Annotated in this window: 22 protein-coding genes; 4 read left to right on the forward strand and 18 right to left on the reverse strand. The window is 51.3% G+C overall.

What is annotated here, in order from left to right; genetic code table 11:
- Positions 1 to 9: 9 nt before the first annotated feature.
- From I3X05_RS13415 to I3X05_RS13425, 3 genes are all read left to right on the forward strand, one after another.
- On the forward strand, positions 10 to 1,929 hold the full coding sequence (locus tag I3X05_RS13415; protein ID WP_337970789.1) for a beta-N-acetylhexosaminidase: 1,920 nt from the start codon (positions 10 to 12) through the stop codon (positions 1,927 to 1,929).
- Positions 1,930 to 2,018: 89 nt separating this feature from the next.
- Complete coding sequence (locus tag I3X05_RS13420) at positions 2,019 to 4,424, forward strand: GH36-type glycosyl hydrolase domain-containing protein (RefSeq protein ID WP_193157523.1); 2,406 nt, start codon at positions 2,019 to 2,021, stop codon at positions 4,422 to 4,424.
- 71 nt (positions 4,425 to 4,495) lie between these two features.
- Positions 4,496 to 5,911, forward strand: coding sequence for a phosphoglucomutase/phosphomannomutase family protein (locus I3X05_RS13425; RefSeq protein ID WP_337970790.1), 1,416 nt, complete (start codon positions 4,496 to 4,498; stop codon positions 5,909 to 5,911).
- A gap of 63 nt (positions 5,912 to 5,974) precedes the next feature.
- Here I3X05_RS13425 and I3X05_RS13430 read toward each other — a convergent pair whose 3' ends face one another.
- The 18 genes from I3X05_RS13430 to I3X05_RS13515 all read right to left on the reverse strand — a co-directional run bounded on the left by I3X05_RS13430 (position 5,975) and on the right by I3X05_RS13515 (position 23,316).
- Positions 5,975 to 7,003, reverse strand: a complete 1,029-nt coding sequence (locus I3X05_RS13430; RefSeq protein WP_193157525.1) for an ABC transporter ATP-binding protein — start codon at positions 7,001 to 7,003, stop codon at positions 5,975 to 5,977.
- A complete protein-coding gene (locus I3X05_RS13435; protein WP_337970791.1) occupies positions 7,003 to 8,628 on the reverse strand; it encodes an ABC transporter permease in 1,626 nt (541 codons plus the stop codon). The genes I3X05_RS13430 and I3X05_RS13435 overlap by 1 nt, the downstream gene beginning before the upstream one ends.
- Before the next feature lie 100 nt (positions 8,629 to 8,728).
- Entirely contained in the window at positions 8,729 to 9,742 is a 1,014-nt protein-coding gene (locus I3X05_RS13440) for a Fe(3+) ABC transporter substrate-binding protein (protein ID WP_045571170.1), read from the reverse strand.
- A 154-nt stretch (positions 9,743 to 9,896) separates the two neighbouring features.
- On the reverse strand, positions 9,897 to 11,126 hold the full coding sequence (locus tag I3X05_RS13445; protein WP_193157526.1) for an ammonium transporter: 1,230 nt from the start codon (positions 11,124 to 11,126) through the stop codon (positions 9,897 to 9,899).
- Positions 11,127 to 11,152: 26 nt separating this feature from the next.
- The gene (glnK, locus tag I3X05_RS13450) at positions 11,153 to 11,491 is read right to left on the reverse strand and encodes a P-II family nitrogen regulator (RefSeq protein ID WP_193253637.1); all 339 of its coding nucleotides are present in this window, start codon (positions 11,489 to 11,491) and stop codon (positions 11,153 to 11,155) included.
- Positions 11,492 to 11,820: 329 nt separating this feature from the next.
- Positions 11,821 to 14,085, reverse strand: coding sequence for a TonB-dependent receptor domain-containing protein (locus I3X05_RS13455; RefSeq protein ID WP_337970792.1), 2,265 nt, complete (start codon positions 14,083 to 14,085; stop codon positions 11,821 to 11,823).
- Between the two features lie 124 nt (positions 14,086 to 14,209).
- Positions 14,210 to 15,589, reverse strand: a complete 1,380-nt coding sequence (locus I3X05_RS13460) for a HAMP domain-containing sensor histidine kinase (RefSeq protein ID WP_193157527.1) — start codon at positions 15,587 to 15,589, stop codon at positions 14,210 to 14,212.
- Positions 15,582 to 16,262 (reverse strand): response regulator transcription factor, encoded by a 681-nt coding sequence (locus tag I3X05_RS13465; protein WP_045571174.1) that lies wholly within the window; start codon positions 16,260 to 16,262, stop codon positions 15,582 to 15,584. Before I3X05_RS13465 ends, I3X05_RS13460 begins: the two co-directional genes overlap by 8 nt.
- Positions 16,263 to 16,352: 90 nt before the next feature.
- A complete protein-coding gene (locus I3X05_RS13470) occupies positions 16,353 to 17,267 on the reverse strand; it encodes a metal ABC transporter solute-binding protein, Zn/Mn family (protein ID WP_193157528.1) in 915 nt (304 codons plus the stop codon).
- Positions 17,268 to 17,271: 4 nt separating this feature from the next.
- Positions 17,272 to 18,150, reverse strand: coding sequence for a metal ABC transporter permease (locus tag I3X05_RS13475; protein ID WP_045571175.1), 879 nt, complete (start codon positions 18,148 to 18,150; stop codon positions 17,272 to 17,274).
- On the reverse strand, positions 18,147 to 18,911 hold the full coding sequence (locus I3X05_RS13480) for a metal ABC transporter ATP-binding protein (RefSeq protein WP_045571176.1): 765 nt from the start codon (positions 18,909 to 18,911) through the stop codon (positions 18,147 to 18,149). The genes I3X05_RS13475 and I3X05_RS13480 overlap by 4 nt, the downstream gene beginning before the upstream one ends.
- Positions 18,908 to 19,834, reverse strand: a complete 927-nt coding sequence (locus I3X05_RS13485; RefSeq protein WP_045571177.1) for a metal ABC transporter solute-binding protein, Zn/Mn family — start codon at positions 19,832 to 19,834, stop codon at positions 18,908 to 18,910. Before I3X05_RS13485 ends, I3X05_RS13480 begins: the two co-directional genes overlap by 4 nt.
- A 14-nt stretch (positions 19,835 to 19,848) precedes the next feature.
- Positions 19,849 to 20,436, reverse strand: a complete 588-nt coding sequence (locus I3X05_RS13490; protein ID WP_193157529.1) for a DUF6162 family protein — start codon at positions 20,434 to 20,436, stop codon at positions 19,849 to 19,851.
- Positions 20,420 to 20,716, reverse strand: coding sequence for a hypothetical protein (locus I3X05_RS13495; protein ID WP_045571179.1), 297 nt, complete (start codon positions 20,714 to 20,716; stop codon positions 20,420 to 20,422). The genes I3X05_RS13490 and I3X05_RS13495 overlap by 17 nt, the downstream gene beginning before the upstream one ends.
- Positions 20,716 to 21,537, reverse strand: a complete 822-nt coding sequence (locus tag I3X05_RS13500; RefSeq protein WP_045571180.1) for a DUF4198 domain-containing protein — start codon at positions 21,535 to 21,537, stop codon at positions 20,716 to 20,718. Before I3X05_RS13500 ends, I3X05_RS13495 begins: the two co-directional genes overlap by 1 nt.
- A gap of 48 nt (positions 21,538 to 21,585) precedes the next feature.
- Positions 21,586 to 22,095, reverse strand: a complete 510-nt coding sequence (locus tag I3X05_RS13505) for a DUF2271 domain-containing protein (RefSeq protein ID WP_045571181.1) — start codon at positions 22,093 to 22,095, stop codon at positions 21,586 to 21,588.
- Between the two features lie 28 nt (positions 22,096 to 22,123).
- Positions 22,124 to 22,750, reverse strand: coding sequence for a PepSY-associated TM helix domain-containing protein (locus I3X05_RS13510; protein ID WP_045571182.1), 627 nt, complete (start codon positions 22,748 to 22,750; stop codon positions 22,124 to 22,126).
- A 200-nt stretch (positions 22,751 to 22,950) separates the two neighbouring features.
- The gene (locus I3X05_RS13515) at positions 22,951 to 23,316 is read right to left on the reverse strand and encodes a YacL family protein (protein ID WP_045571183.1); all 366 of its coding nucleotides are present in this window, start codon (positions 23,314 to 23,316) and stop codon (positions 22,951 to 22,953) included.
- 114 nt (positions 23,317 to 23,430) lie between these two features.
- Between I3X05_RS13515 and I3X05_RS13520 the strand changes: the two genes are divergently transcribed.
- The gene (locus tag I3X05_RS13520; protein WP_045571275.1) at positions 23,431 to 24,567 is read left to right on the forward strand and encodes a glycerate kinase; all 1,137 of its coding nucleotides are present in this window, start codon (positions 23,431 to 23,433) and stop codon (positions 24,565 to 24,567) included.
- Positions 24,568 to 24,572: the final 5 nt, after the last annotated feature.

Genomic DNA, 24,572 nt, shown 5'->3' on the forward strand with positions numbered 1-24,572 from the left:
GAATTGTTCATGGAATATCGTATTGACCTGGTTGTCCTTTCGGAGCAGAAACAGAATTGTCGTTTTGGGCTCACTTTGCATAATCTCAGTGACCAGGATCTGCCCGCATGGTCGCTCACTTTTGCTTTCAATCGCTTCATTCAGCCTGGTAGCGTCTCACATGGCACACTGACGCAAATTGGTAGCTATTGCCAGCTAAAGCCGGAAACGCAAGTGTTAGCGGCAAATGACCACTTTTACTGTGAATTTAGCGTGCAAACCAATCCATTTCGCTACTATTCCGATGGTTTAAATCAAGCCTTTATTGAATTTCAGCAAAGCGATACACGGGTTCGCCACCCGGTGGATGTCCCTCCTATCGTACTTGCTTCCCCTTATCGTGAACGCGAGGTGCTGCCACATACTTTAGCCAGTGAGCACGCCCTGCTACCTAAACCGAACGCGATGACTCTTAATAAAGGGATCTTTACCCTTACCGCTGAGAGCGGCGTAGCTTGGCAATGCGATGCAGCGCAAAGCGCAGCCCTGTGGTTTATTGACGAGCTGCAACGTATTCACCACATCACTCTTCGCGCCGATGAGCATGGCAAGCTGGTATATAAAAAGAATCCTACCTTGGATGAAGGGGTTTATCACCTCAATATCAGTGAGTCGCACATCTCGATCGAGTCAGGATCGCAGGCTGGCTTCGTCCACGCCAGCGCCACCTTATTGCAATGGATTGGTTGCCCTGAAGAGAGTCAGCCGATTGAACTGGTGTGCTGCACGATTGCCGATCAACCACGCTTTGATTATCGCGGCATGATGCTCGATTGCTCACGCCATTTTCACAGTATCGAGCAAGTTAAACGTCTGATTAACTTGTTGGCGCACTACAAATTCAACACCTTCCATTGGCATCTGACCGACGATGAAGGCTGGAGAATTGAGATCAAAGCGTTCCCTGAGCTGACCGAAATTGGCGCTTGGCGCGGTGTCGATGAAGCCATTGAGCCGCAATACACCCATATTTCGCAGCGCTACGGTGGCTTTTATAGCCAAGAAGAGATCAAAGAGGTGGTCGCGTTTGCACAGCAACGAGGCATTAATGTCATTCCTGAAATTGATGTGCCGGGGCACTGCCGCGCGGCGATCAAATCACTGCCACACTTACTGGTTGAAGAACAAGACACCACCGTCTATCGCAGCATTCAAAACTACTCTGACAACGTGTTAAACCCTGCGTTAGAAGGGACTTACCAGTTCCTTTATCGCGTCTTAGAAGAAGTCACGGCACTGTTTCCTTCTCCTTATGTCCATATCGGCGCCGATGAAGTGCCACATGGCGTTTGGTCAAACAGCCCGAGCTGCCAAGCGTTGATGGCGGAATGTGGCTACCAAGATTACAAAGAGCTTCAGGGACACTTACTACGCCACGCGGAACAAAAACTGCGCTCACTAGGCAAACGCATGCTTGGCTGGGAAGAAGCACAACACGGCGACAAAGTCAGCAAAGACACCGTTATCTACTCTTGGCTGAGTGAAGATGCGGCGGTGAACTGCGCTCGCCAAGGGTTTGATGTGGTGCTCCAGCCTGCACAAACCACCTATCTCGATATGACACAAGATTACGCACCGGAAGAGCCGGGGGTAGATTGGGCCAATCCACTGCCACTTGAAAAAGCCTATACCTACGAGCCGCTTGCCAATATACCGGCTGACGACCCAATTCATAAACGAATTTGGGGAATCCAAACGGCTCTTTGGTGCGAAATCATTAATAACCCACAACGCATGGACTACATGATCTTCCCACGCTTAACCGCGCTGGCCGAAGCGTGTTGGACCGAAAAACAGCAACGCGACTGGCCCGACTACTTAGCAAGACTCAAAGGCCACTTACCGCTGCTCGACAAACAAGGCGTGCAATATCGTCAGCCTTGGAAATAGACAATCCGCCGGGGGCAAAAGCGCCAGGCTGTTTTACTCGCTTTAGTTTTTGACTGCCTATGCGGCAGTTTGTTGAAAAGGAAATGACAATGAAATACGGCTATTTCGATAATGACAATCGTGAATACGTCATCACCCGTCCAGATGTACCAGCACCTTGGACGAACTATCTGGGCACAGAAAAGTTCTGTACCGTCATCTCACACAACGCGGGCGGCTACTCTTTCTATCACTCGCCCGAGTACAACCGCGTGACCAAATTCCGCCCCAACTTTACCCAAGATCGCCCGGGACATTACGTCTATCTGCGTGATGATGCCACTGGCGACTACTGGTCTATTTCCTGGCAACCTGTGGCAAAAAGCCTTGAACAAGCGAGCTACGAAGTTCGTCATGGCCTCTCCTACTCAAAATTTAAATGTGAGTACAATGGCATCGTGGCGAAAAAAACGCTCTTCGTGCCAAAAGGCGAAGATGCCGAAGTTTGGGATGTTGAGATCGAAAACACGTCAAATGAAGTGCGCACCATCAGTGCATTCAACTATGTTGAGTTTTCTTTCAGCCACATCAAATCAGATAACCAAAACCACCAGATGTCACTCTACTCTGCGGGCACCGAATTCAAAGATGGCGTGATTGAGTATGACTTATACTACAACACCGACGACTTCCTTGGTTTCTATTATCTTACGGCCACATTTGATGCCGACAGCTACGATGGCCAGCGCGATACGTTCCTCGGCATGTACCGCGACGAAGCCAACCCAATTGCAGTCGCGCAAGGTCAGTGCTCGAACAGCGCGCAAACTTGTTACAACCACTGTGGTGCGCTGCATAAGCAATTTGTGCTACAACCGGGCGAGAAAGTGCGCTTTGCGGTGATCTTAGGTGTAGGTAAAGGCAACGGCGCAAAACTGCGTGAAAAATACCAAGATCTTAACCAAGTGGATCAAGCGTTTGCCGGTATCAAAGCACACTGGGACGAGCGCTGTGAGAAGTTCCAGGTGAAATCACCAAACGCTGGTTTGGATACCATGATCAACGCATGGACACTCTACCAAGCAGAAACCTGTGTGGTATGGTCGCGCTTTGCCTCGTTCATAGAAGTCGGTGGCCGTACCGGTTTGGGTTATCGTGATACCGCACAAGATGCGATCTCAGTTCCGCACACCAACCCAGCAATGACGCGCAAACGCCTAGTTGATCTGCTGCGCGGCCAAGTGAAAGCAGGCTACGGTTTGCACCTCTTCGATCCTGACTGGTTTGATCCAGAAAAAGCCGATGTTAAACCATCGAAATCACCCACCGTTGTTCCAACACCGTCTGACGACGATAAGATCCACGGTATTAAAGACACCTGTTCAGACGACCACCTGTGGATCGTGCCAACCATCTTGAACTATGTGAAAGAGACGGGCGATATCGGCTTTATTGACGAACTGATCCCTTACGCAGACGGCGGCAACGCGACCGTTTACGAACACATGATGGCGGCGCTGGATTTCTCCGCAGAATACGTCGGTCAAACCGGTATCTGTAAAGGGCTACGTGCCGACTGGAACGACTGTCTAAACCTCGGCGGCGGTGAGTCATCCATGGTGTCGTTCCTGCACTTCTGGGCACTGGAAGCCTTCTTGGAACTGTCTCGTTTCCGCAACGATGACGCCGCAACCGATAAGTACCAAGCGATGGCAAACGGCGTTCGTGAAGCATGTGAAACCCACCTATGGGATGAGAAAGGCGAATGGTACATCCGCGGCCTGACCAAAGATGGCGACAAGATCGGCACCTTCGACCAAGTGGAAGGTAAAGTACACCTTGAGTCCAACTCACTGGCGGTCCTTTCTGGTGCCGTCAGCCACGAGCGCGGTATCAAGGCGATGGATGCAGTCTACGAGTACTTGTTCTCGAAATATGGCCTACACCTAAACGCACCATCGTTTGCCACACCAAATGATGACATCGGTTTCGTCACTCGCGTTTACCAAGGCGTGAAAGAAAACGGCGCTATCTTCTCGCATCCAAACCCATGGGCATGGGTGGCAGAAGCGAAGCTCGGCCGCGGCGATCGCGCGATAGAGCTTTACGACGCGCTCAACCCATACAACCAAAACGACATCATTGAAACCCGCATTGCAGAACCGTACTCCTATGTGCAATTCATCATGGGGCGTGACCACCAAGACCACGGCCGGGCAAACCACCCATGGTTAACGGGGACTTCAGGTTGGGCGTATTACGCCACCACCAACTTTATCCTCGGCGTGCGTACTGGTTTCGATTCACTTGAAATCGACCCATGTATTCCAACCTCGTGGCCTGGCTTTGAAGTGACTCGTCAATGGCGCGGCGCCACTTACCAAATCAAGGTAGAAAACCCGCAAGGCGTTTCAAAAGGAGTGAAATCGATCACTTTAAACGGTCAAGCGATCGCAGGTGCGGTTCCTGCGCAAGCGCAAGGTACGGTGAATGAGGTGGTGGTCGTGTTGGGATAACCCCATCACGGTATCGCTAGCAAAAATTTTTGGAAGTGGCCAAGTTGCCACTTCCGATTGGAGATCAAGTTATGATCAAATTTGGAACCGGTGGCTGGCGCGCTTTTATTGGCGAAGAGTTCACCAAAGACAACGTTCGCTTGGTCGCGCAAGCGGTCGCGAACATCATTCATGACGAAGCAGTGGCGCATCGCGGTTTTGTCATCGGCTACGACCGCCGTTTCTTGTCAGACAAAGCGGGGGCTTGGTTTGCAGAAGTGCTGGCGGCCAACGGCATTGTGGTCAGTTTTATCAATAAATTTGTCCCAACGCCGATTGTGATGTTTAAAGCCAAAGAAATGGGCTGTGCTTACTCTGCCTGTATTACCGCATCGCACAACCCCGCGGACTACAACGGCATCAAGGTATTTATTGAAGGCGGACGTGATGCTGACGAAGTGATCACGCAGAAGATCGAAGCGCAAATCGCCCATCTGACTCTAGATCAAGTGCAAAGCGTCGATTTCGAACAAGCGGTGCAAGACAAACAGATCAATATCATCAATCCGATGAATGAGTTTGTCGATTCGATCATCGATTTTATCGATATTGAAGCGATTAAACGTGCCAATCTGCGCGTGTTGATTGACCCTATGTTTGGCGTGGCGAAAAACGCACTGCAAACCGTCCTGATTAATGGCCGCTGCGATGTCGACGTGATCAACGATGGCAAAAACCCAGACTTTGGCGGGCTAATGCCTTCGCCAAGTGCCGCGACGCTCTATCGTCTCAAGCACTTAGTGGCCGCAGAGGGCTACGACATTGGCATCGGCACTGACGGCGATGCCGACCGCTTGGGCATCATCGATGAGAAAGGCAACTTCATTCACCCTAACGAAGTGTTGATGCTGCTTTACTACTACCTGCTTGAATATAAAGGCTGGAAAGGTTCGGTGGTGCGCAATATCGCCACGACGCATATTCTCGACAAGATCGCCGCCGATCATGGCGAAGTGTGCTTTGAAGTTCCTGTTGGCTTTAAACACATCAGCTCACAAATGGAAGCGGACGACTCTTTGATTGGTGGGGAGAGCTCTGGCGGCTTGACCATTCGCGGTCACATCAAGGGCAAAGATGGCGTATTCGCTTCTAGCCTGTTGGTGGAAATGCTCTCGGTGACTGGCAAAAAACTCTCTGAGTTACTCGATGAGATCTACAGCAAATACGGCTACGCCTACATGGCCGAAGGCGATTGCAAATTTAAAGCCGCGCAGAAAGAGGCGTTGTACAACAAAATTTATGTTGAGAAGCAGCTACCTGAGTTTGATTTTGCCATCGACAAAGTGAGTTATCACGACGGGGCCAAAGTCTACTTCCAAAATGGCGGCTGGGTGATTGCCCGCTTTTCCGGCACAGAGCCACTGCTGAGAATTTTTGCCGAGATGCAGGATAAAGAGACTGCTGAGCTTGTTCTTCAACAGTTTAAAGAATTTTTGGCTTTAAACTGATCCTGCCAAGAGGATTCACCTGAAGAACGATTGCCCGACACCAAGTCGGGCTTTTTTTTGCTCTTAAAATGCCAAGATCCCTTGCGTATCCACTTTGACACTCACGCTCTGTCCGACACTCAGCGCTTGCGAGGAACTGGCTAACAGCTGACTGCCATTGCTTTCAATCACATAGCGACAGTGATCGCCCATAAACTGCTGTTCTAAAATGCAAATACTGCTCTCTGCGGCGGCACTGATTTGAATGTGCTGCGGGCGCAGCAACAGTTCGCAGCGAGCGTTGAGTTCTATTGGCTGCTGCGCTTGGGCTTCTACCACACCAAGCTGCGTTTCGAACTCGCTCTCAGACAGACGCGTTGCGGGCAAATAACTCCCCCCGCCAAGAAAATCCGCCACAAACTTGCTTGATGGTTGATAGTAAAGCTCCGACGCCGTGCCATATTGCTCAATTACGCCGTGGTTCATCACCGCCATTTTATCGGCAAAGGCAAACGCCTCTTCGCGAGAATGAGTAACAAAAATCGCCGTTACCCCTTGCGCTTTGAACAATTTGCGAATTTCACCAATCAGCTCATGGCGCACTTGGGTGTCGATATTGGAAAACGGTTCATCCAACAGCAGTAAATCTGGCTTGTAAGCCAATGAGCGCGCAATGGCGACTCGCTGCTGCTGACCACCTGAAAGCTGGTGCGGGTAGCGCTGGGCAAAGGCGCTCAGATGCACCAAATCCAACATTTCGGCCACTCGACGCTGTTTGTCTTGCTGACTACTCCCTTTCAAACCAAATGCAACGTTGTCCGCTACCGTCAAATGCGGGAAGAGTGCGTAGTCTTGAAAGATCATGCCAATATTACGCTGCTCAGGCGGCAACCAGCGTTCACCATTGTCGATCGTCACACCATTGAGGCACATCTCGCCCGCACTGAGCGGCAGGAGGCCGGCAATGGCCTTGAGCAAGGTTGTTTTGCCACAGCCACTCGCGCCAAGCAAACAGACAATTTGCCCCGGTTCAACGTGCAAAGAGAGCGATTCTAAAATCGTCTGTTGATCATATTGGCAGGTCAAATTTCGGATAGATAACGCACAGCTCATTAGTGACTCTGCTCCAGTGAACGGTTAACAATGACAAGAGGGATCAAACCGACCAGCACCAAAAGTACCGCAGGCATCGCTGCGATCTCCAAGCGCTCGTCGGAGGCGTAGCTATAAACGTAGGTCGCAAGGGTTTCGAAGTTAAAGGGTCGCAAAAGCAAAGCCGCATTGAGCTCTTTCATCGACTCAATAAACACCAATAAGGCCGCTATGAGCATGCCACGTTTGATCAAAGGGAAATGCACCCGCCACAACATGCGATTGGCATCACAGCCCATGGTTCTGGCCGCCATGTCTAGCGAAGGGGAAACCTTGTTGAGATGACTTTCAATACTGCCAATCGCCACCGCGGCAAAACGCACCACCATAGCAAAAATCATGGCAAACATAGAACCGGAAAAAATCAGCCCCGGCCTTCCCCATGCAAACTGCTTGGCCAAGTCGTTGACCAAATGATCGAGCGACAACACCGGCACCATCACACCAATGGCCAAAACCGTTCCCGGCACGGCATAGCCGAGCGACGACATGCGCATCCACACTAAGCTCGAGCGCTGGCTGTGAAGTCGATAATTGAAGTTCACCACCAACGCGACCAATACCGCGACAATCGCCGCAGATAAAGAGACTTGCAAGCTGTTAAGTGCAAAACGGCGAAACTCTTCGGTCCAGCTTTGCGCAAAATAGGTCAGCGAGTAGTCGAGCAGTTGCAACAGCGGAAACAGGAATGCCATCGCCACCAGCCCCCAGCACCAACACAGTGCCGCCCATTTTTTCCAGCCATGCAGTTGATAGCGAAAATCTTCATGGCTATTAAACTGCGCTTGAAACAGCTTTTGCCGACGACGACTGTAGCGCTCAGCGCTGAGCAGTAAGATGACGATCACCAGCATCAACGCGGAGATTTTCGCCGCCGCATTGAGATTGGAATAGCCCAGCCAAGTGTCGTAAACCGCGGTAGTTAAGGTATTGACCGCGAAATAGCTCACCGTGCCAAAATCACCGATGGTTTCCATCGCAACCAGTGACAAGGCTACGGCGATGGAAGGACGCGCCAGCGGCATCGAAATACGCCAAAAACTCTCCCACGGGCTGCATTTAAGCAGGCGCGCACTTTGCAGCAAAGAGACATTTTGCTCCATAAAGGCGGCGCGACACAGCAGATAGACATAAGGATAGAGCACCAGCGACAGGACGAAAACCGCCCCCGGGACAGTGCGAATATCGGGAAACCAATATTCCCCAGCGCCCCAGCCCGTGATGTCACGCAGCAAAATCTGTACTGGGCCAGCGTAGTCAAACCAATCGGTAAAAATGTAGCCGATGATGTAACCGGGCATCGCCAATGGCAGCACCAACGCCCACTGCAGCCACTTTTCACTAGGCAGTTTGCACATTGCCATGAGCCAAGCACTCGGAATGCCAAGCAACAACGAGAGCAGCATCACGCCCAAGGTCAAAGTAATGGTGTTAACAATGTAGGAAGGCATCACGGTTGCCAACAAGTGAGCAAACAGCTCGTCGCTTGAGCCAACCGCCGTGTAGAAGATCGCTAAGATCGGCAAAACCAGCAGTACGGCTAATGCCCCACTGCTGGTTTTCCAGGTGTATTTTTGTTCTTTCATCGCCTAATTACTGCAAGGCTGTATGAAATACAGTTGCGCTCGCAAATACATCTCATATCACTTTAATTTACAAGGGGTACAGTTATACCCCTTGTTTCATTTAAAGGTCAAATTTCACTTCGTCGAGAAGCTTAATTGCCGCTGCATGGTGAGATGCAATGTCATCTAGAGAAAGCGTATCGGCTTTAAAGTCTCCCCAAGATGCCACCAGCTCAGAGCGTTTCACGCCTTCTTTAACTGGGTACTCAAAGTTCACCTCAGCATACATTTGCTGCGCCACATCGTCGGTCAAGAACTCCATCAGCTTCTGCGCATTGGCTTTGTTTGGTGCGTATTTGGCCATTGCCATGCCAGAGATGTTGACGTGTGTGCCTTGAGTTTTCTGATTCGGGAAGTTGATATACACCGAGTCCGCCCACGCTTTTTGCTCAGGATCGTTGATCATTGCGCCAAGGTAGTAACTGTTGCCGAGAGAAACATCACAAAGGCCTTCTTTGATCGCTTTCACTTGACCGCGATCGTTGCCTTGCGGTTTACGCGCTAGGTTCGCTTTCACACCTTCCAGCCATTTTTTGGTTTCCGCTTCACCGTGATGAGCAATCATTGCTGATACCAGAGAAACGTTGTAAGGATGTTTACCGCTGCGAGTACAAATTTTGCCTTTGAATTCTGGTTTCGCCAGATCTTCGTAGTCAAAGTCTTCACCCAGCAGACCAACGCGATCGCGTGATGAGTAAACACTGCGCGTACGGGTGGTCAACGCGAACCACTCGTTTTGCTTATCTTGGTACTGTGCTGGGACATTTTTTTCAATAATGTCACTGTTTACAGGCTGAACTAGCCCTTTGTCGGTCAGTTCAGCAAGACGGCTGATGTCTACGGTAAGAATCACATCTGCCGGGCTGTATTCGCCCTCTTGCGCTAGCTTCTCTGCAATACCGGTTTTCGCAAACATCACGTTCACTTTAATGCCCGTCTCTTTGGTGAACTCTTTAAACATGGGTTCAACCAGGAAAGGTTGGCGGTAAGAGTAGACGTTCACTTCTTCAGCAGCCATGGCTGTCGGTGCCAGTGTCGCGCACGCCAGCGCAGACAGAGTAAGCAGTTTTTTCATCAAGAGAGTCCTTTGAGCCAGATTTGAACTAGAATGATAACGTTTATCAGTTGCGTCATTATAAGCATGTCGATTTTTAAAACAACGCTTAAATGATAAAAAACCCGCCAACAACGGCGGGTTTTTGATAGCTTTATTTGTAAGGATTTGTGTCTTATTTGACGGTAACGAACTCTGGGTAAGCGCCGACACCACAATCGTGCATGTCCATGCCTTCCATCTCTTCTTCTTCACTAACACGGATACCCATGGTCGCTTTCAAGATGCCCCACACCACTAAGCTTGCGCCAAACACCCAAGCAAAGATCACCGCAGCGCCGAGAAGCTGAGCTGAGAAAGTCGCGTTGGCATTGCTTAGCGGAACCACCATCAGGCCAAAGAAGCCACACACGCCGTGAACAGAGATAGCACCCACTGGATCGTCAATCTTCACTTTATCCAGACCGATGATGCTGAACACCACCAGCGCACCTGCTACCGCACCGATCGCCACCGAGTAAACTGGCGATGGAGAAAGAGGATCTGCGGTAATCGCCACTAGACCAGCCAACGCGCCGTTGAGAATCATGGTCAGGTCTGCTTTACCCCAAGTGGTTTTACACACGAGCAGTGCAGCGATAGCACCCGCAGCCGCAGCCGCGTTGGTGTTAAGGAAGATTTGACCTACCGCTGTCGCGTTTTCAAAATCCGACAGCATTAATTGTGAGCCGCCGTTGAAACCGAACCAACCAAACCACAAGATGAAGGTACCTAAGGTGGCTAGTGGCATGTTAGAACCCGGAATTGGGTAGATTTCACCGTTTTTACCGTATTTGCCTTTACGTGCACCGAGCAATAACACACCCGCTAGAGCCGCAGACGCACCCGCCATATGCACAATACCCGAACCCGCAAAGTCGCTAAATCCAGCCGCAGACAGGAAGCCACCACCCCAAGTCCAGTAACCTTCCATTGGGTAGATAAACGCGGTCAAAATGGCCGAAAACACAAGGAAAGACCACAGTTTCATACGCTCAGCGACAGCACCCGATACCACAGACATGGCGGTGGCAACGAAGACCACTTGGAAGAAGAAGTCAGATTCCAGCGAGTGATCCGCCCCTTCGGCTTGACTGCCAATCAGCGCACCAAGCGAGGGCAGCCAACCGCCTTCGCTGTTGTCGACGTACATGATGTTGTAACCAACCACCAAGTAGGTCGTACAGGCGATAGCGTACAAACAGAAGTTTTTGGTTAGAATTTCAGTGGTGTTTTTTGAACGCACCAGACCCGCTTCCAACATGGCGAAACCAGCCGCCATCCACATCACAAGCGCGCCGGAAATGAGAAAGAAAAAGGTATCGAGCGCGTAGCGTAACTCAGTTACGGTTGTTGTTAATTCCATAGTAAGTTCTCCAGTCCTTTGAATCGTTACAGTGCTTCAATATCAGTCTCGCCAGTACGAATACGTACCGCGTGACTTAAGTCGTACACAAAAATTTTGCCGTCACCAATTTTTCCGGTATGCGCCGCTTTGGTGATCGCGTCAATCACTCGGTCCACATTGTCTGCTTGAGTGGCAATCTCAAGTTTTACCTTCGGCAGAAAATCAACCTGATACTCGGCACCGCGATACAGCTCGGTATGCCCTTTCTGGCGGCCGAATCCTTTCACTTCTGAAACCGTCATCCCTTCAATGCCGACATCCGCCAGCGCTTCACGAACATCATCCAGTTTAAATGGTTTAATTATGGCGTTGATTAGTTTCATTGCATCCTCTCTGAAAACGTCATCCTGTTACATACCAAGTAATCCAAGGTACGTGCCAACTTTTTATCTTATTGTTTTTAAAGTGCTTGTTAGAAAAACAGCACTAAAAATAAAATTGATAGCACCAGCTTGGTGCATCGCATTCACAAAAATAAAGCATCGGCTGAATTTCGGCCTAATTCAGTGCAACCGTTCAACAATAAGCTTATTTACCCTCAAGACTTGTGACATTATTGTGAAGATAAGAAAAATCCCCAGACTTTCATCTGGGGATTTTTTATGTTTCTAGCATAACCGGACTGTGAATCCGCTAAGCTAACGTTGGCCGCTTAAAAACGCATGTTGGCCGAGATCCAGAAGTTACGCGACGCGTGTTTCACGTTGTAGTGATCTTCTTTAGTCATGGTGTAGCTACCATCGCCGTTGTCTTGCCAGTTGGTGACATCGTAGGTGGTAAAGTCTTTGTCAAACAAGTTGTTCACACGAGCGGAGAGAGTCAAATCATCCGACAGCATCCAACTGCCACCTAAGTGGAAGACCTCGAAATCTTTGTAGTACTGATCCTTACCGCTGTCATCTTGACCACGGTAGCGGTCTGAGTTGGCTTCCATGGTCAGATAGAGCGAAACGTAGTTGGTCGCGTACCAGTTTAAGGTCGTATTGAGCATGTGCTTCACTGGATTACTGGTCAACGGCTCACCTTTATTGGCCCCACTGGTGATCTCAGAATCGGTGTAAGTGTAGTTTGCTCTTAGTGAAAAATCGTATGGCAGCATCAGTTGCCCTGCTAGCTCAACCCCTTGCACTCTTGCATCACCGACGTTGTCTTTGTAACTCAACACATAGCGACTATTTAATGCATTCCAACCTGCGGCATCCGCATTGTCACACGCGCGATTGTTTGGATTGGCGATACAGTTGTATTTGCTTTCGATCTTGTTTTTAAAATCGTTATGGAAGAAGGTCGCGTTAAAGGTATGGCCTTTTTCATGGGTGTAGTACACCGCCACTTCGCTGTTGACCGATTCTTCCGGTTTCAGGTTTTCGTTGCCAACCCACGGGCTAGTGCCTTGGCCGCCAAAGCCGGTAATGCCGGAGTATAGATCGGTGGTTTTCGGCGTTTTATACCCCGTTGACACACCACCTTTTACTGTCCAGTTCGGGTTTAAGGTGTACACACCGTACAAACGCGGTGAAACATGGCTACCGAATGTATCGTGATCGTCGTAGCGCACACCCGCGGTCAGCGTCAATGGCTCAATGATGCGCCAGCTGTCTTCGACAAACAGCGAATATTGAGTTTGCTCTTGCATCGCTCCCGCTCGATAGCCCGAGCCTTGCATGCCAAACACGCCATCTTCCATCTCGGAATCAATCAGTTGTCCGCCTACAACCACAAAGTGATCGCCCAAAGGCAGCTCGAGTTTGGCATCCAACGTAGTGCTTTCGTTACGCAGTTCACGTTTAGGACGAGACATCAATTCAGATTCGATCCAGGCCATCACTTCGGCTTGGCTCAAATTGGCTTTTTTATCCGCCAACTCTTGACGCTGCTGTAGCGAGAGCGGCAGTGAACGGCCTAAATTTTCTGTTTTAACATGCGATAGCGAGACTTCACTGCGGCCAAACTCCCACTTGCCTTTGTGCGTCAAAGACCATTGGTCACGCAGCGTGCGCTGAGTCGGAGCATAGCCTACACGGGCATTTTTATAGATGGTTGCGGCACTATCGGTGGTGCCGAATTGCGATTCGCTGTTGTCGTACTTCTGACGTGAAGCATCGTAGTCGATCAACAGTTCCTGATCCTCGTTGATGTACCAAGCTAAGCCAAAGCCAGCGGTCCAGTTCTGGTTATCGGAGGTTTTACCGCCGCCACCAAAGGTGCTTGGAGGCGTATGCATATTGCCATCTGGCCCAAGCTCAGCAGCATAAGATGGCGTGGATTCGGCTTTATCGTAGTAGCTGCCGCGCACAGAGAGCGCCAATTTATCTTCGATAAGCGCACCCGAGGCGTAAAAATCGGTGGTGTTAACATCGCCCAGTTCACTATTCTCTTGGAAGGTACGACTGGTTGAGATAGAGCCGTGCCACTCTTTGCTCGCACGTTTAGTGATGATGTTGACTACGCCGCCCATCGCATCTGCACCGTACAGAGTGGACATGGGGCCACGCACCACTTCGATACGCTCAATCATATCCAGTGGCGGAATGTGTGCCGATTGGAAACCGACAAAGTTGTTCGGATAGAGGTCACCATTGTTGTTTTGACGCTTACCATCAATTAAAACCAAGGTATAGTCCGCCCCCATTCCGCGGATACTGATGGTGCTCTGGCCGCTTTTGTCTTGGCTTTCACCAACGTCAACCCCTTCGATATTGCGCAGCGCATCAAGCAAATTGGTGTACGGGCGGGCACGGAGATCTTCCTCGGTAATCACCGTTACGCTGGCAGGCGCATCAACCAGTTTTTGTTCAAATCCAGAAGCAGTTACTACCATCACTTCATCGGCTTTGCTTTCTGCTTGGGCAGAAGTAGAAATCGCGCAGAGCGATGCAACGGCCATCGCCAAGTTTGTCTTACGTGTTAACAACATGGTTTTTATTCCTTTCCTAGTCAGTCTCCCTTGGCCTGCTTCAATCAATGGCGGCCTTGGTTTTACTGGGAATGGAATTTATATGATAATAATTATCAATTGTATTCGATTTACAATCTTTACATTACTTTACGGAACTTTTTGCTGCTTGCTGCCAACAAGCAAATTGCAGGCGAACTTGTAAGCCATTCTCACTATGCGCACTTAGGCTGCCCGCCATTTTTTTCACCGCTTGCGCGACAATCGAGAGGCCAAGCCCATAGCCACTCGCTGAGCTTGGCGACTGCTTGACTTGATAAAATGGCGTAAACAACTTGGCTAGCTCTTGCTCGCCAACGCCCGGACCATCGTCGGCAACTTCAATCATCAACATCTCTTGTTCAACGAAGGTGGACAAACAGATAGTACACGCCTCGCCTGCGTATTTCACGCAATTGGTGAGAAGATTGTTGAGCACACTGCCCAGCAGTACAGGATCCGCTTCAATCCAAGCCGCTTGCTGACACAAGGCTAATTCAATCTGTTGCCCAGACAAAAGATGAGGCTCAAATAGAGCCGCTTGCTCGGTGAGATAGGCATTGATGTCCAAAGGCTTGAGCGATACAGAAAACTGGCTGCTCTCTAACTGGCTCAACTCAAGAATTTTTTCAATCATCGAGTTCATCAATTGCGCTTCCTGCTCGACCCTATCGAGCCAGAGTGTGCGCTGCTCAGGCTCTTTGGCTCGCTGACAAAGGTGCGTGGCCAACAACTGGCGGGTGAGCGGCGTTTTGAGCTCATGCGACAAAGTACGCACCAACTGTCGCTGCTCTTCCACCAAAATTTGGATGCGCTCGGCCATACGGTCAAAATCCAGCGCTAATTCACGAAATTCGCTCACGCTGTGACCAAGGGTATGCGCGACGCGGGTGTCGGTTTTTTCTTGCGCCAATGCGCGCGTTGCCGCCTGCAACTGGGTGAGCGGATTTTGCAGATAGCGCGTCAGCACCCAAGAGATAAAGGCAAGAATACACACGCCGACAATCGCATTCACTGCCCACAAATAGTAGCTCGCCTTGGCGGCCGGGTGCTGCTGCCAAGGCAGTTGAATCATCAGTTGATGTTCTTGATCAAGACGAATGCCAATCATAGGGCGAGAAACACGATCGCCCATCGGCTGATCTAAACGGCGATAAAAGTGCATTTTTTTCAACACATGCGGATGAACATCTCGGCCACTGACCGGCTGAAACTGTTGATCAACCACATACAGTACGTAACGCTGCTTGGCTTCCCATTGCGCCAGTTGCGACCACTCTTTACGTGCGACCCACTGCCCCGCCTGGTGTGCCAAATCAACAAATTCTTGGTGCTGCTGTTTGGAAAGATTGAGTAGACGCTGGTAGAGCAACATTTCCACGCAGCTAAACGCACTCACTACCAACACCACTCCAAGCGCGAGTGCGACAAACAGCCGCACAGCCAGTTTTTTTGGCAAGGCGAGCCAACGGCGCAGTTTAGCCATGGGTAAGTTCAAACTGATAACCAATCCCTCGCACGGTACGAATGGTATTTTTTGACCAGCCAGCTTGGGTCAGTTTGCGGCGAATATTGCTGATATGCATGTCGAGATTGCGATCAAACGGGCACAACTCGCGTTTCAACACTTGGTGTTGCAACTCCGCTTTGGTGATGGCTTGCTGATGATGGTTGGCCAAATAAACCAGCAGTTCCTGCTCCGTTTGGGTGAAGGGAAAACGCCCGAGAGTGGTCAGAACATCGCTCACCGCCTCGCTACCGCTTAAAGTGTTGACATGAGTATGGCGCTGCTTTTCCAAAGCAACACGGCGCAAGGTCGCTTTAATCAGGGTCAAAAGCTTGGCAATACTAAAAGGTTTGGCAAGGTAGTGATCGGCACCTGAGTCATAACCTTCAATCTTATCGGCTTCTTCAGCAAAGGCGCTGATCATGATGATCGGTGTAGAGAAACGCTGGCAAATACGGCGCGCCGCTTGCAGTCCATTGAGGTTGGGCATCATCACATCCAATAGCACCAGATCAAAAGGCTCACGGGCGAGCCAGTTGAGCGCCTGCTCGCCATCGTGGGCACAGCTAACCTGATAGCCTTCTTGCTGCAAGACAGAGTCAATGAGCTCGCACATGAGGGGATCGTCATCGGCAATCAAAATCGTGGGCATAGTTTAAACTGAATAAATGATAATGGTTATCATTTTATCAACAACCTTGACCGATGCAATAGTGGAAAATCATTAATATTATCGATGAGTTTATCTTGCAGCCTCTTGCTCAAGCGCTTTAATCCGCCAGCGCTCAATCGTGACGCCGCTTTTACTCGAACCAAGACGCGAGACGGCATCTACCTGCAAATAGTGCGAAAATTCAGGTAACAGCTCGCGCAATTTGGGGCTCACTGGGCGAGTTGTCGCGATCCAGAGATTGGGGTTGAGCGCGATCCAAGCTCTGATCTGCGCCACATCTTGCGCATCCCATTCCAACTCCGATTTTGCCTGTACGCCTTGCACATGCAAACTGTACCCGGCAGCAAAATCAATCAAGGCTTCATCCAGCAGCAGCACACTTTCAATATCTTGTGCCATCAATCGCTGCTGATTGGTCAAAATCAGTTGCTGAACTGCCAGCGCAATTTCGCGCTGATTGTGGCGGATCTGTGTTTGCCACTTGGGGAAAACACGTTGTAGGTCATCACTGAGGATGCCAAGCATGGTGACTAAGTTGGCTGGATTGAGCCACACATACGGAGAGACCTGCTGTTGGTACTGCACCAACGCCACCGATTGCGCCCTTGGTAACAGCGACTGGGCAGAATCAATCTGGATCACGCCAATATTGTGCTGACGCACCTGCGGGAAGATCGGGTCTTGTGGCCACACCGAACGAATCGTCACCACCGCTTTGGCGTCTTTCGCGGCCTGAGCCACTGCCTCTTGCTCGGCCTCGAACCAGGCTTGATGGCGCGACATGCTAAAACGCGGTGACGGCAGGTAACGCACCTCCACCTCAGTATGCTTAAGCAAATCGCTCGCCAGCCAATAATTGACGGGCAGTGACGTGAGCACGCTTTCCTTAGCAAAGGCAGGCACAGACAAGCTCGCCAAAGCACAACCAAGCAACAAAATTGGCGAAAGAAGGCGCGTCATACGCGCTGGCAATAATTGTTTCATCGTATTATCCATTGGGCCTCATCACGCGCCACAGAGTAGCGAGCACAAAGAAGCAGGAGGAGAGTAAAATAATTGCAGCGCCGGAAGGTAGCGGCCATTGATAGAGCACAGGCAGCAGCGTACCGCCCAAGCAGGCTAAGGTCGCTAACAGTGCCGACAGCAGCACAAAGCGGCGGTTATCTCGCGCTATCAGGCGCGCCGTTGCACCGGGAATGAGCAGCAGCGCGCCAACCAGCACAGCGCCAATCACTTTCACCGCCACAATCGTCACTAAGGTGATCATCAGCACAAACAAATAGTCATAAAAGGCGACACTGTGGCCGCGCACTTTCGCCACATCTGGGCTGAGGCAGCAAAGCAAAATGCGGTTGTAGGTAAAAAACAATACCAGTAACACAGTAAAGCAGACCAGAGCCAGCAGCGCGATATCCTGCTCGGTCACGGTCAGAATCGAGCCAAACAGCACATTTTCCAGCAAGTGGATGTTGATTTTACGCGCCACGTACATCAGCAGCGCCGCTCCGAGCGCCAGCGCGCAAGACAAAAACACCCCAACCAAGGTGTCATATGGGACCTGAGTGCGGCTGCGCACATAGTGCAGCATCAAAGCAAAAATCAGGCAGAAGCTGAACAAACCGATCATCGGCGATTGCGGATCTTCCCCGAGCAAGATACCGATGGCAATACCAGTAATGGCCGCGTGCCCGACCGCTTCGGAAAAAAACGCCAAGCGTTTGGCAATCACCAAGGTGCCTAAGCCGCCCAGCAGCGGACCCAAAATCACGGCGGCAATCAGCGCGTTGAGCATAAAGGCGTACTGAAAGCTCTCGGCCAACCACCCCTGTTGCACCGCTTCCATCAGCCAAGTTTGCAGACTGCTCATGCCGCTTTTCCTCTTTCGAGCAAGCGCTGTTGCGAGTGGTGTTGAAACAAGCGCTCCAGCTTATCGACACTCAACACCTGCTGCACACTGCCAGAATCGACCATGGCACGATTGACCACATGCACCTGACCGGGTGTATGTTGCAAAATGCGCTTTACAGCGGAGATATCATGGTGAACCGCGAGCAAGGTCACCCCTTGTGCGACTAATTGGGCCATCAACTGCTCTAAATATTGCACCCCTTGCTCGTCCATTCCGGTCGCAGGTTCATCCAAGATCAACAGCTCTGGCTCGTGCCACAAGGCTTGGGCAAACATCACCCGCTGTAGCTCGCCGCCCGAAAGCTGACCAAGGCGTAAATGGGCGCGTTGCTCCATCCCCACCCGAGCGAGCGTTCGGTAGACCAAGGCTTGATGACTGGCGTAGCTAGGCAGCCATTTTTGCAAAAACAGCGGCGCGCGGCTGATGTTCAACAGCATAAAATCGAGCACGCTGATCGGCAGGCTGGATTCAAACAGCGCTTTTTGTGGCACATAACCAATACGCTGCTTAGCCTCTGAGGGCCAATGCAGGGTGATCTTGCCATCAAACGGAGTTAACCCCATGATGGAGCGCAGCAACGAGGTTTTACCCCCGCCGTTCGGCCCCATAATCAGATGGCACTGCCCGGCGGCAAAACGATGATTCATCTCGCTCAGCACAGGCTGCTGGCCATAACGCAGCGCTACGCCACACAGTTCAATCTCTGGCCCGTGTTTCATGCCGACTCTCCGGCGGCCAAGCGACTGGCGTAGCGAATCGCTTCGACTAATGTCGCGGTGTTTTCCGCCATCTCTCGTTGCACCTTGTCGCGCTCAAAAGCGCCGTGAGTCATATGAGAAAAACGGTACAGTTTCACCCCGGTCTCGCGCTCAATGGTTTCGACAAAGCGATTGGGCATTTCAAGTTCGTAAAAAAGCACGTTGATGCCAGAGCGGCGGATCTTTTCGATCGTCTCTTGCAGTTGACTGGCGCTCGGCTCGACACCGTGAGCAGGCTCGATCACCGCACTCACTTCAATCCCAAACTCTTGCAGGAAGTAGTTGTAGGCGTTGTGCGTGGTGGCCACTTTCAGCGCCTGCACATTGTCATCGCTCAGTTGCTGCATCGCCTGAAACTTCATTTGTCTCATCTGCTTGGCAAACTGGCGCGCGTTGGCAAGATAAAACGCGCCGTTGGCGGAGTCTAACTTCGCCAGCTCTTGCGCGATGGTGTAAACCTTTTGAATCGAGGTTGCGATGCCAACGAATGTGTGCGGATTTTTCGCCCCACTGCCGATACTCGCCCCCATTGCCGCCAGCAGTGGCACATTTTGATTGGCATAGATGACCGCCAAGTCGCTACGCTGCGCCGCATCAAGCACTTTGATCGCATAGTCATCATGACCAATGCCATTGACGACAATCACGTCCATTTGCTGCAAGCGCAGTAGATCCGCTGGCTGAGGTTGATAGTTGTGCGCGTTAAAGCCTTCGTCCACCAGCGGCAGAACCTGCGCTTTATCTTGAACTATGGTCGAGACATAGCTGTAGTAAGGGTGCAAAGTGATGCCGATGGTCAGCTTGTCACTGGCCGTGGCAGTGCCGATGAGCAGCAGGCCAAGACAAAACGTCATCGCTCGGCGCATTAGTGGAAGATATCGCATCGAGTCATTTCTCCTCAGTGAATATGCGGTTGCGGGGCCCAGCGTTTCCAGCCAGTCGAGATCCATTGCAAAGGTGCGTGAGTGGCAAAATCAGCGCGATTAGGGGCACTTTCGTCGGGCAAAAACCAGATTTGCACTTGCAGCTCATCGTCATACCAGATCAGCACATGCCCGGTGCCCTGAGCACGAGTCGATTGGCCGAGATACCCCTGACTCAACCGCTGCCATTGGTGCGCGCCGAGAAATTGCCAACTGGCATCAGCGACAAAAGGGGCGATGGCTTGCTCGGCAAGCCACTTGACTTCAGGCAGTTGCCCATGGCTTTGCCAGTAGTCGCGCAGCTCATAGTCGGCCAGTGACAGTTCCGTCACCACGCTTTTCTGCTTTTCATTCAAGGCCTCATTAGGCAACTGCCAAGTGGGCGCATTGAGTGAAAGCGCCCCCTCTGCCGGGTAAAAAACGCGCAGAGCCAACCACGCGCAGAGTAAGATCAGCGCTATCGCAGCAACAACCCAGCGCGTCTCTTGGTCGCCGCGGTTTGCGCGCACTGGCACACTAATGGCCTTGCTCTGTGGCTTTTCTATCTCAAAGCTCAACGCCATCAACCTCAACCGCGGACTCATGCCCCGGATCAAAGACGATGTAATAATCGCCGCTTGGTAGGGTGAAAATCACGTTTGATTTCTCGTCCGTCTTTTGGCTTTCAAGCAGCACATCGTCGTAGCTAAACAGGCGAATGGTTTCGTTACTGGCGGTGCTGCCATCGCTGTAACCCGCTTGGCAGTGAATTTCATTGCCTTGCTTGCTGCACTCCATCAGAGGAAAGTGCGCTAATGCGCTGGCACTGAACATTGCCGTGGCGAACGTGAAGCCAACACGCATCACTTCAACACCACTTCAAAGGTCAGATGAATGCTAGAGCGCGCTTCATCGGCCATGGCATCATTGCTCAGTGGGCTGGTGTGTCCAGCAATCAGCAGATAACGCCCCGCTTTGCTTGGGGTAAAACGCACTTTTCCGTCTTGATCGCTGCGCAGCATCACCGCTTCTTGCTGGTTACGGTATAAAGTGCCGTCTTGACGAATTTCCGCTTCCACCCCAGCTTGTGGTTGACCATTGAAGAAGAATTGCATCTCGATTGGCTCGCCTTCAATCATGTCAGCCGGGTGAGTCACAGGCACCAGTTCTAGATAGCGATTCTCCAAGGCGAACACTTGCGTTGAAGGCTGATTGACCGTCACATACGCTTCGGTGCGATTAAACATCAAGGTACTTTTGACATTTTCTGCCCCTTCAGGTAACTGCGCGGCGCGGTCAGCTTTACTGGCACGAATGCGGCGCGCGGTTTCACGTTTGCCGATGGTGTAACTGGTGAAGTACATCGGTTCGCCCGTCAGCGCCAGCTTGTGTGTACCGGCTTCGCTAAAGAAAAAATCAAAGCTGGATTTACGCTTAAATTTGGCGCTAAAGGCAAAACGTTCACGCTTGCCAGAGGGGGTGAGCACGTAGCCGGAATCCACACTCAGCGGCTTGTCAAACACAAACGTGCCATGCGAAGCCGTCGCATCGGTGGTGATCCAGTCGCCCTCTTGTGAAGAGATGCTGAACTCGCTCGGCAGCAGCCAGCGAGGATGAGCCGAAGCCGCGCCAGAGGTCAGCGCAGCAAGTAGTAGTAAACCGGTCGAAAATTTACGGTTAAACATAATCCTTTCCTATTGATGAATGGTTGCTCACGAGCCGCTGGTTGCGGCTTAAGGCTGGTAAGAGAGCCGAACTTGGCCCGTTTCATGCGTCGCATCAAGTTGATAGTTGACTGGCGCTTGGCTTAGGTTCATCGGCTGGCGAATCACATCTCGCCCGCCATGTTCGCGCACCACTTCGGCAAAGAAATGATACTGGCCGTGCGCAAGCTCGTTGCCTTGCTGATCTTTGCCGTCCCATTGCAGGCGATATTGCCCTGCTGGTCGAGTGGCTGAAGTGATGGCATCCACCAGATCACGATCGTAGCGGCCCACTTTTCGCCACCACTGACGCAAGTCTTTCAGCCAGGTATCGTCTTTTTGCCATAGCGCGACGGTGCGCACTGGCTGGCCTTGGTCGTCTTCAATCCACACCGCGACATAAGGTCTGGCGTACATGCCACCCTCGATTTTCGGCAAGCTAAACTCAATCTCCAACGTGCCAAGAGTTTTGGCCTGTAGTGGTGAGCAAAACGCCGCCAGCAGAAACAAGGCGCAGCCTTGCTTGATTAATCCTTTCATATTTTTCCTATTGCATTATTTGAGTGCGTTATGGCACCAGCCAAAGGTAAACAGCGACCGTCAATAGCAACCCAGCCGAGCACCAGCGCAGTGCGTAGCTCAAGGTGCTTTTTTTCGGGAGCAGCAGCGCCACGCCAGAGAGGATAAACACCAACATCAGCAGCGCCGACGCATCGATCAACCACTTCCAAGCTTCACCGCTGTGACGGCCTTTGTGCAGATCGTTCAAACGTGCAACCCAGCCATAGTCGGTGACGTCAAGCTCTGCCTGCGCGCTCACCAAATCGATAAACAGCGCCGCGCTGTAACCGGGCGCATTAAAGCTGGCACTCACCTCGCCCTGTTTAAGCGTTTCACCTTCGTATCGGCTATAGATATCCAGATCCGACATCGCGCCCGGAATAAACGTCTGCTCGGTCAGAAATTGCGCTAAGGTGCGTTTATCGACGGCCACTTTGCCATTTTGAAACAGCAGTTCCTGTGGAATGCTCAACTGAACAGAAGAAGATTGAGGTTGGCTGGAAACGAACAAATCTGGGCGATTCAAGGTAATGCCCGTCAGCGCAAAAAACAGCATCAAGCCAAGCAAGGCCATGGAAACGTAGATGTGCAGGCGGCGAGCCCACAGCTGAAAAGCGCGGTGTTTATAAAACATAATCGGCGAGCAACAAACATAATTGGTCAAAAGCTATATGATAATCACTATCACTTGTATTTAATTTACATTATTTACGTTTGCTGTACTGTTCGCAGCGAAGGAGAGCAATAGCTGCTAACAACGAGCGGGGAGGAAAAAACCGGAAAAGAAGAGAAAAGGCGCTCTACCTCAGATACAGAGATAGAGCACCGAAAAGGTTAGCGTTGAATAAATTCCAGCCATTGCAGCATTAGTTGTTCAAAATCTTCTAAGCCGCAACAGGCGATACTTTCGCTCTCATACAACTCAAACTCGCTCTCTTCGTCGTCGTACGCCATCAGCAAAGCGTTGTCTTGAATGGTCACTTCATCACCGCAGATGAGCAAACTGATCTCAGGGCCTGTTCTGCTCCACTCTTTCGCGCTGTTGACTCGGGCTTGATCAAGCAAAGCCAGTACCTCTCGAACTTTAGCCTGATCTTTCCCCATCTCCTCTTGCACCCAGCGGCCGAGGATTTCATGACCCATTGAACAATGGCAGTAGTAGCTACCATCCAGCACGTTTTTCTTAAATTCGTAATCCATCTTTTTCTCTATTGATGACGATCTCGGGTGATATTATCGGGAAATTGCCCACAAGACGCCACTGCCAAGATGAAGCAAAACCATCCGCCCCTTCAGCAGAGGGTAAAAAATACGCTGAAAATCGTCATTGCGCCGGACTCCTACAAAGAAAGCTTAACGGCAATGCAGGTCGCCATCGCGATTGAAAAAGGGTTTCAGCAAGTCTTACCCGATGCCCAATACATCAAACTGCCCATGGCCGATGGTGGTGAAGGCACCGTGCAATCCTTGGTTGATGCCACTGGCGGCACCATCATCAAGCACACAGTAATCGGCCCACTTGGTCACCCTGTTGGTGGCTTTTTCGGCTTACTCGGTGAGGGAAAGACTGCGGTGATTGAGATGGCGGCGGCTTCTGGCCTTCATCTTGTTACGCCTGAGCAACGCAACCCGCTCATCACCACCAGCTATGGTACGGGAGAGCTGATCAAAGCCGCACTCGATCACGGTGTAGAACACATTATTGTTGGCATCGGCGGCAGCGCGACCAACGATGGTGGCATCGGCATGGCGCAAGCGCTGGGCACCAAACTGCTTGATGCTCAAGGGAAAGCGCTTGGCTATGGTGGTGGTGAACTGGCTAGATTGGCGACAATCGATTGCAGCGATCTCGATCCGCGTTTAGCTGAGGTTCACATAGAAGTGGCGTGCGATGTTGATAACCCACTGTGCGGCGAAAAAGGCGCGTCTGCAGTATTTGGCCCGCAAAAAGGCGCAACCCCTGAGATGGTTACGATCTTGGATGAAAACTTGGCACACTACGCTGCGATCATCAAACAGCAATTGGGCAAGGATGTTCGCGATATGGCGGGCGCAGGTGCAGCCGGTGGCATGGGTGCGGCGCTGCTAGGCTTGCTCGACGCAGATCTTCGCCCGGGTATTGAGATTGTGATGGATGCGGTTCGCTTAGATGAGATCGTTACTGATGCGGATCTGGTGATCACCGGAGAAGGCCGTATTGACAATCAAACCATTCACGGCAAAACGCCAATCGGAGTCGCTCGCACGGCGAAGAAGCACGGCTTACCGGTTATTGGCATCGCGGGGTGTCTCTCGGCCGATTGCGGTGTGGTGCATGAACATGGCCTCGATGCCGTTTTTGCCGTGGTCAATAGCCCAGTCGATTTACCTACCGCGCTGGCAGAAGCGGCGGAAAACGTAGAGCTGACGGCCAGAAACGTTGCCGCTGCTTTTTGTATGTCGCGCCGTTGAACTTT

Source organism: Vibrio navarrensis (assembly GCF_015767675.1).
In the GTDB taxonomy this organism is placed as follows: Bacteria; Pseudomonadota; Gammaproteobacteria; order Enterobacterales; family Vibrionaceae; genus Vibrio.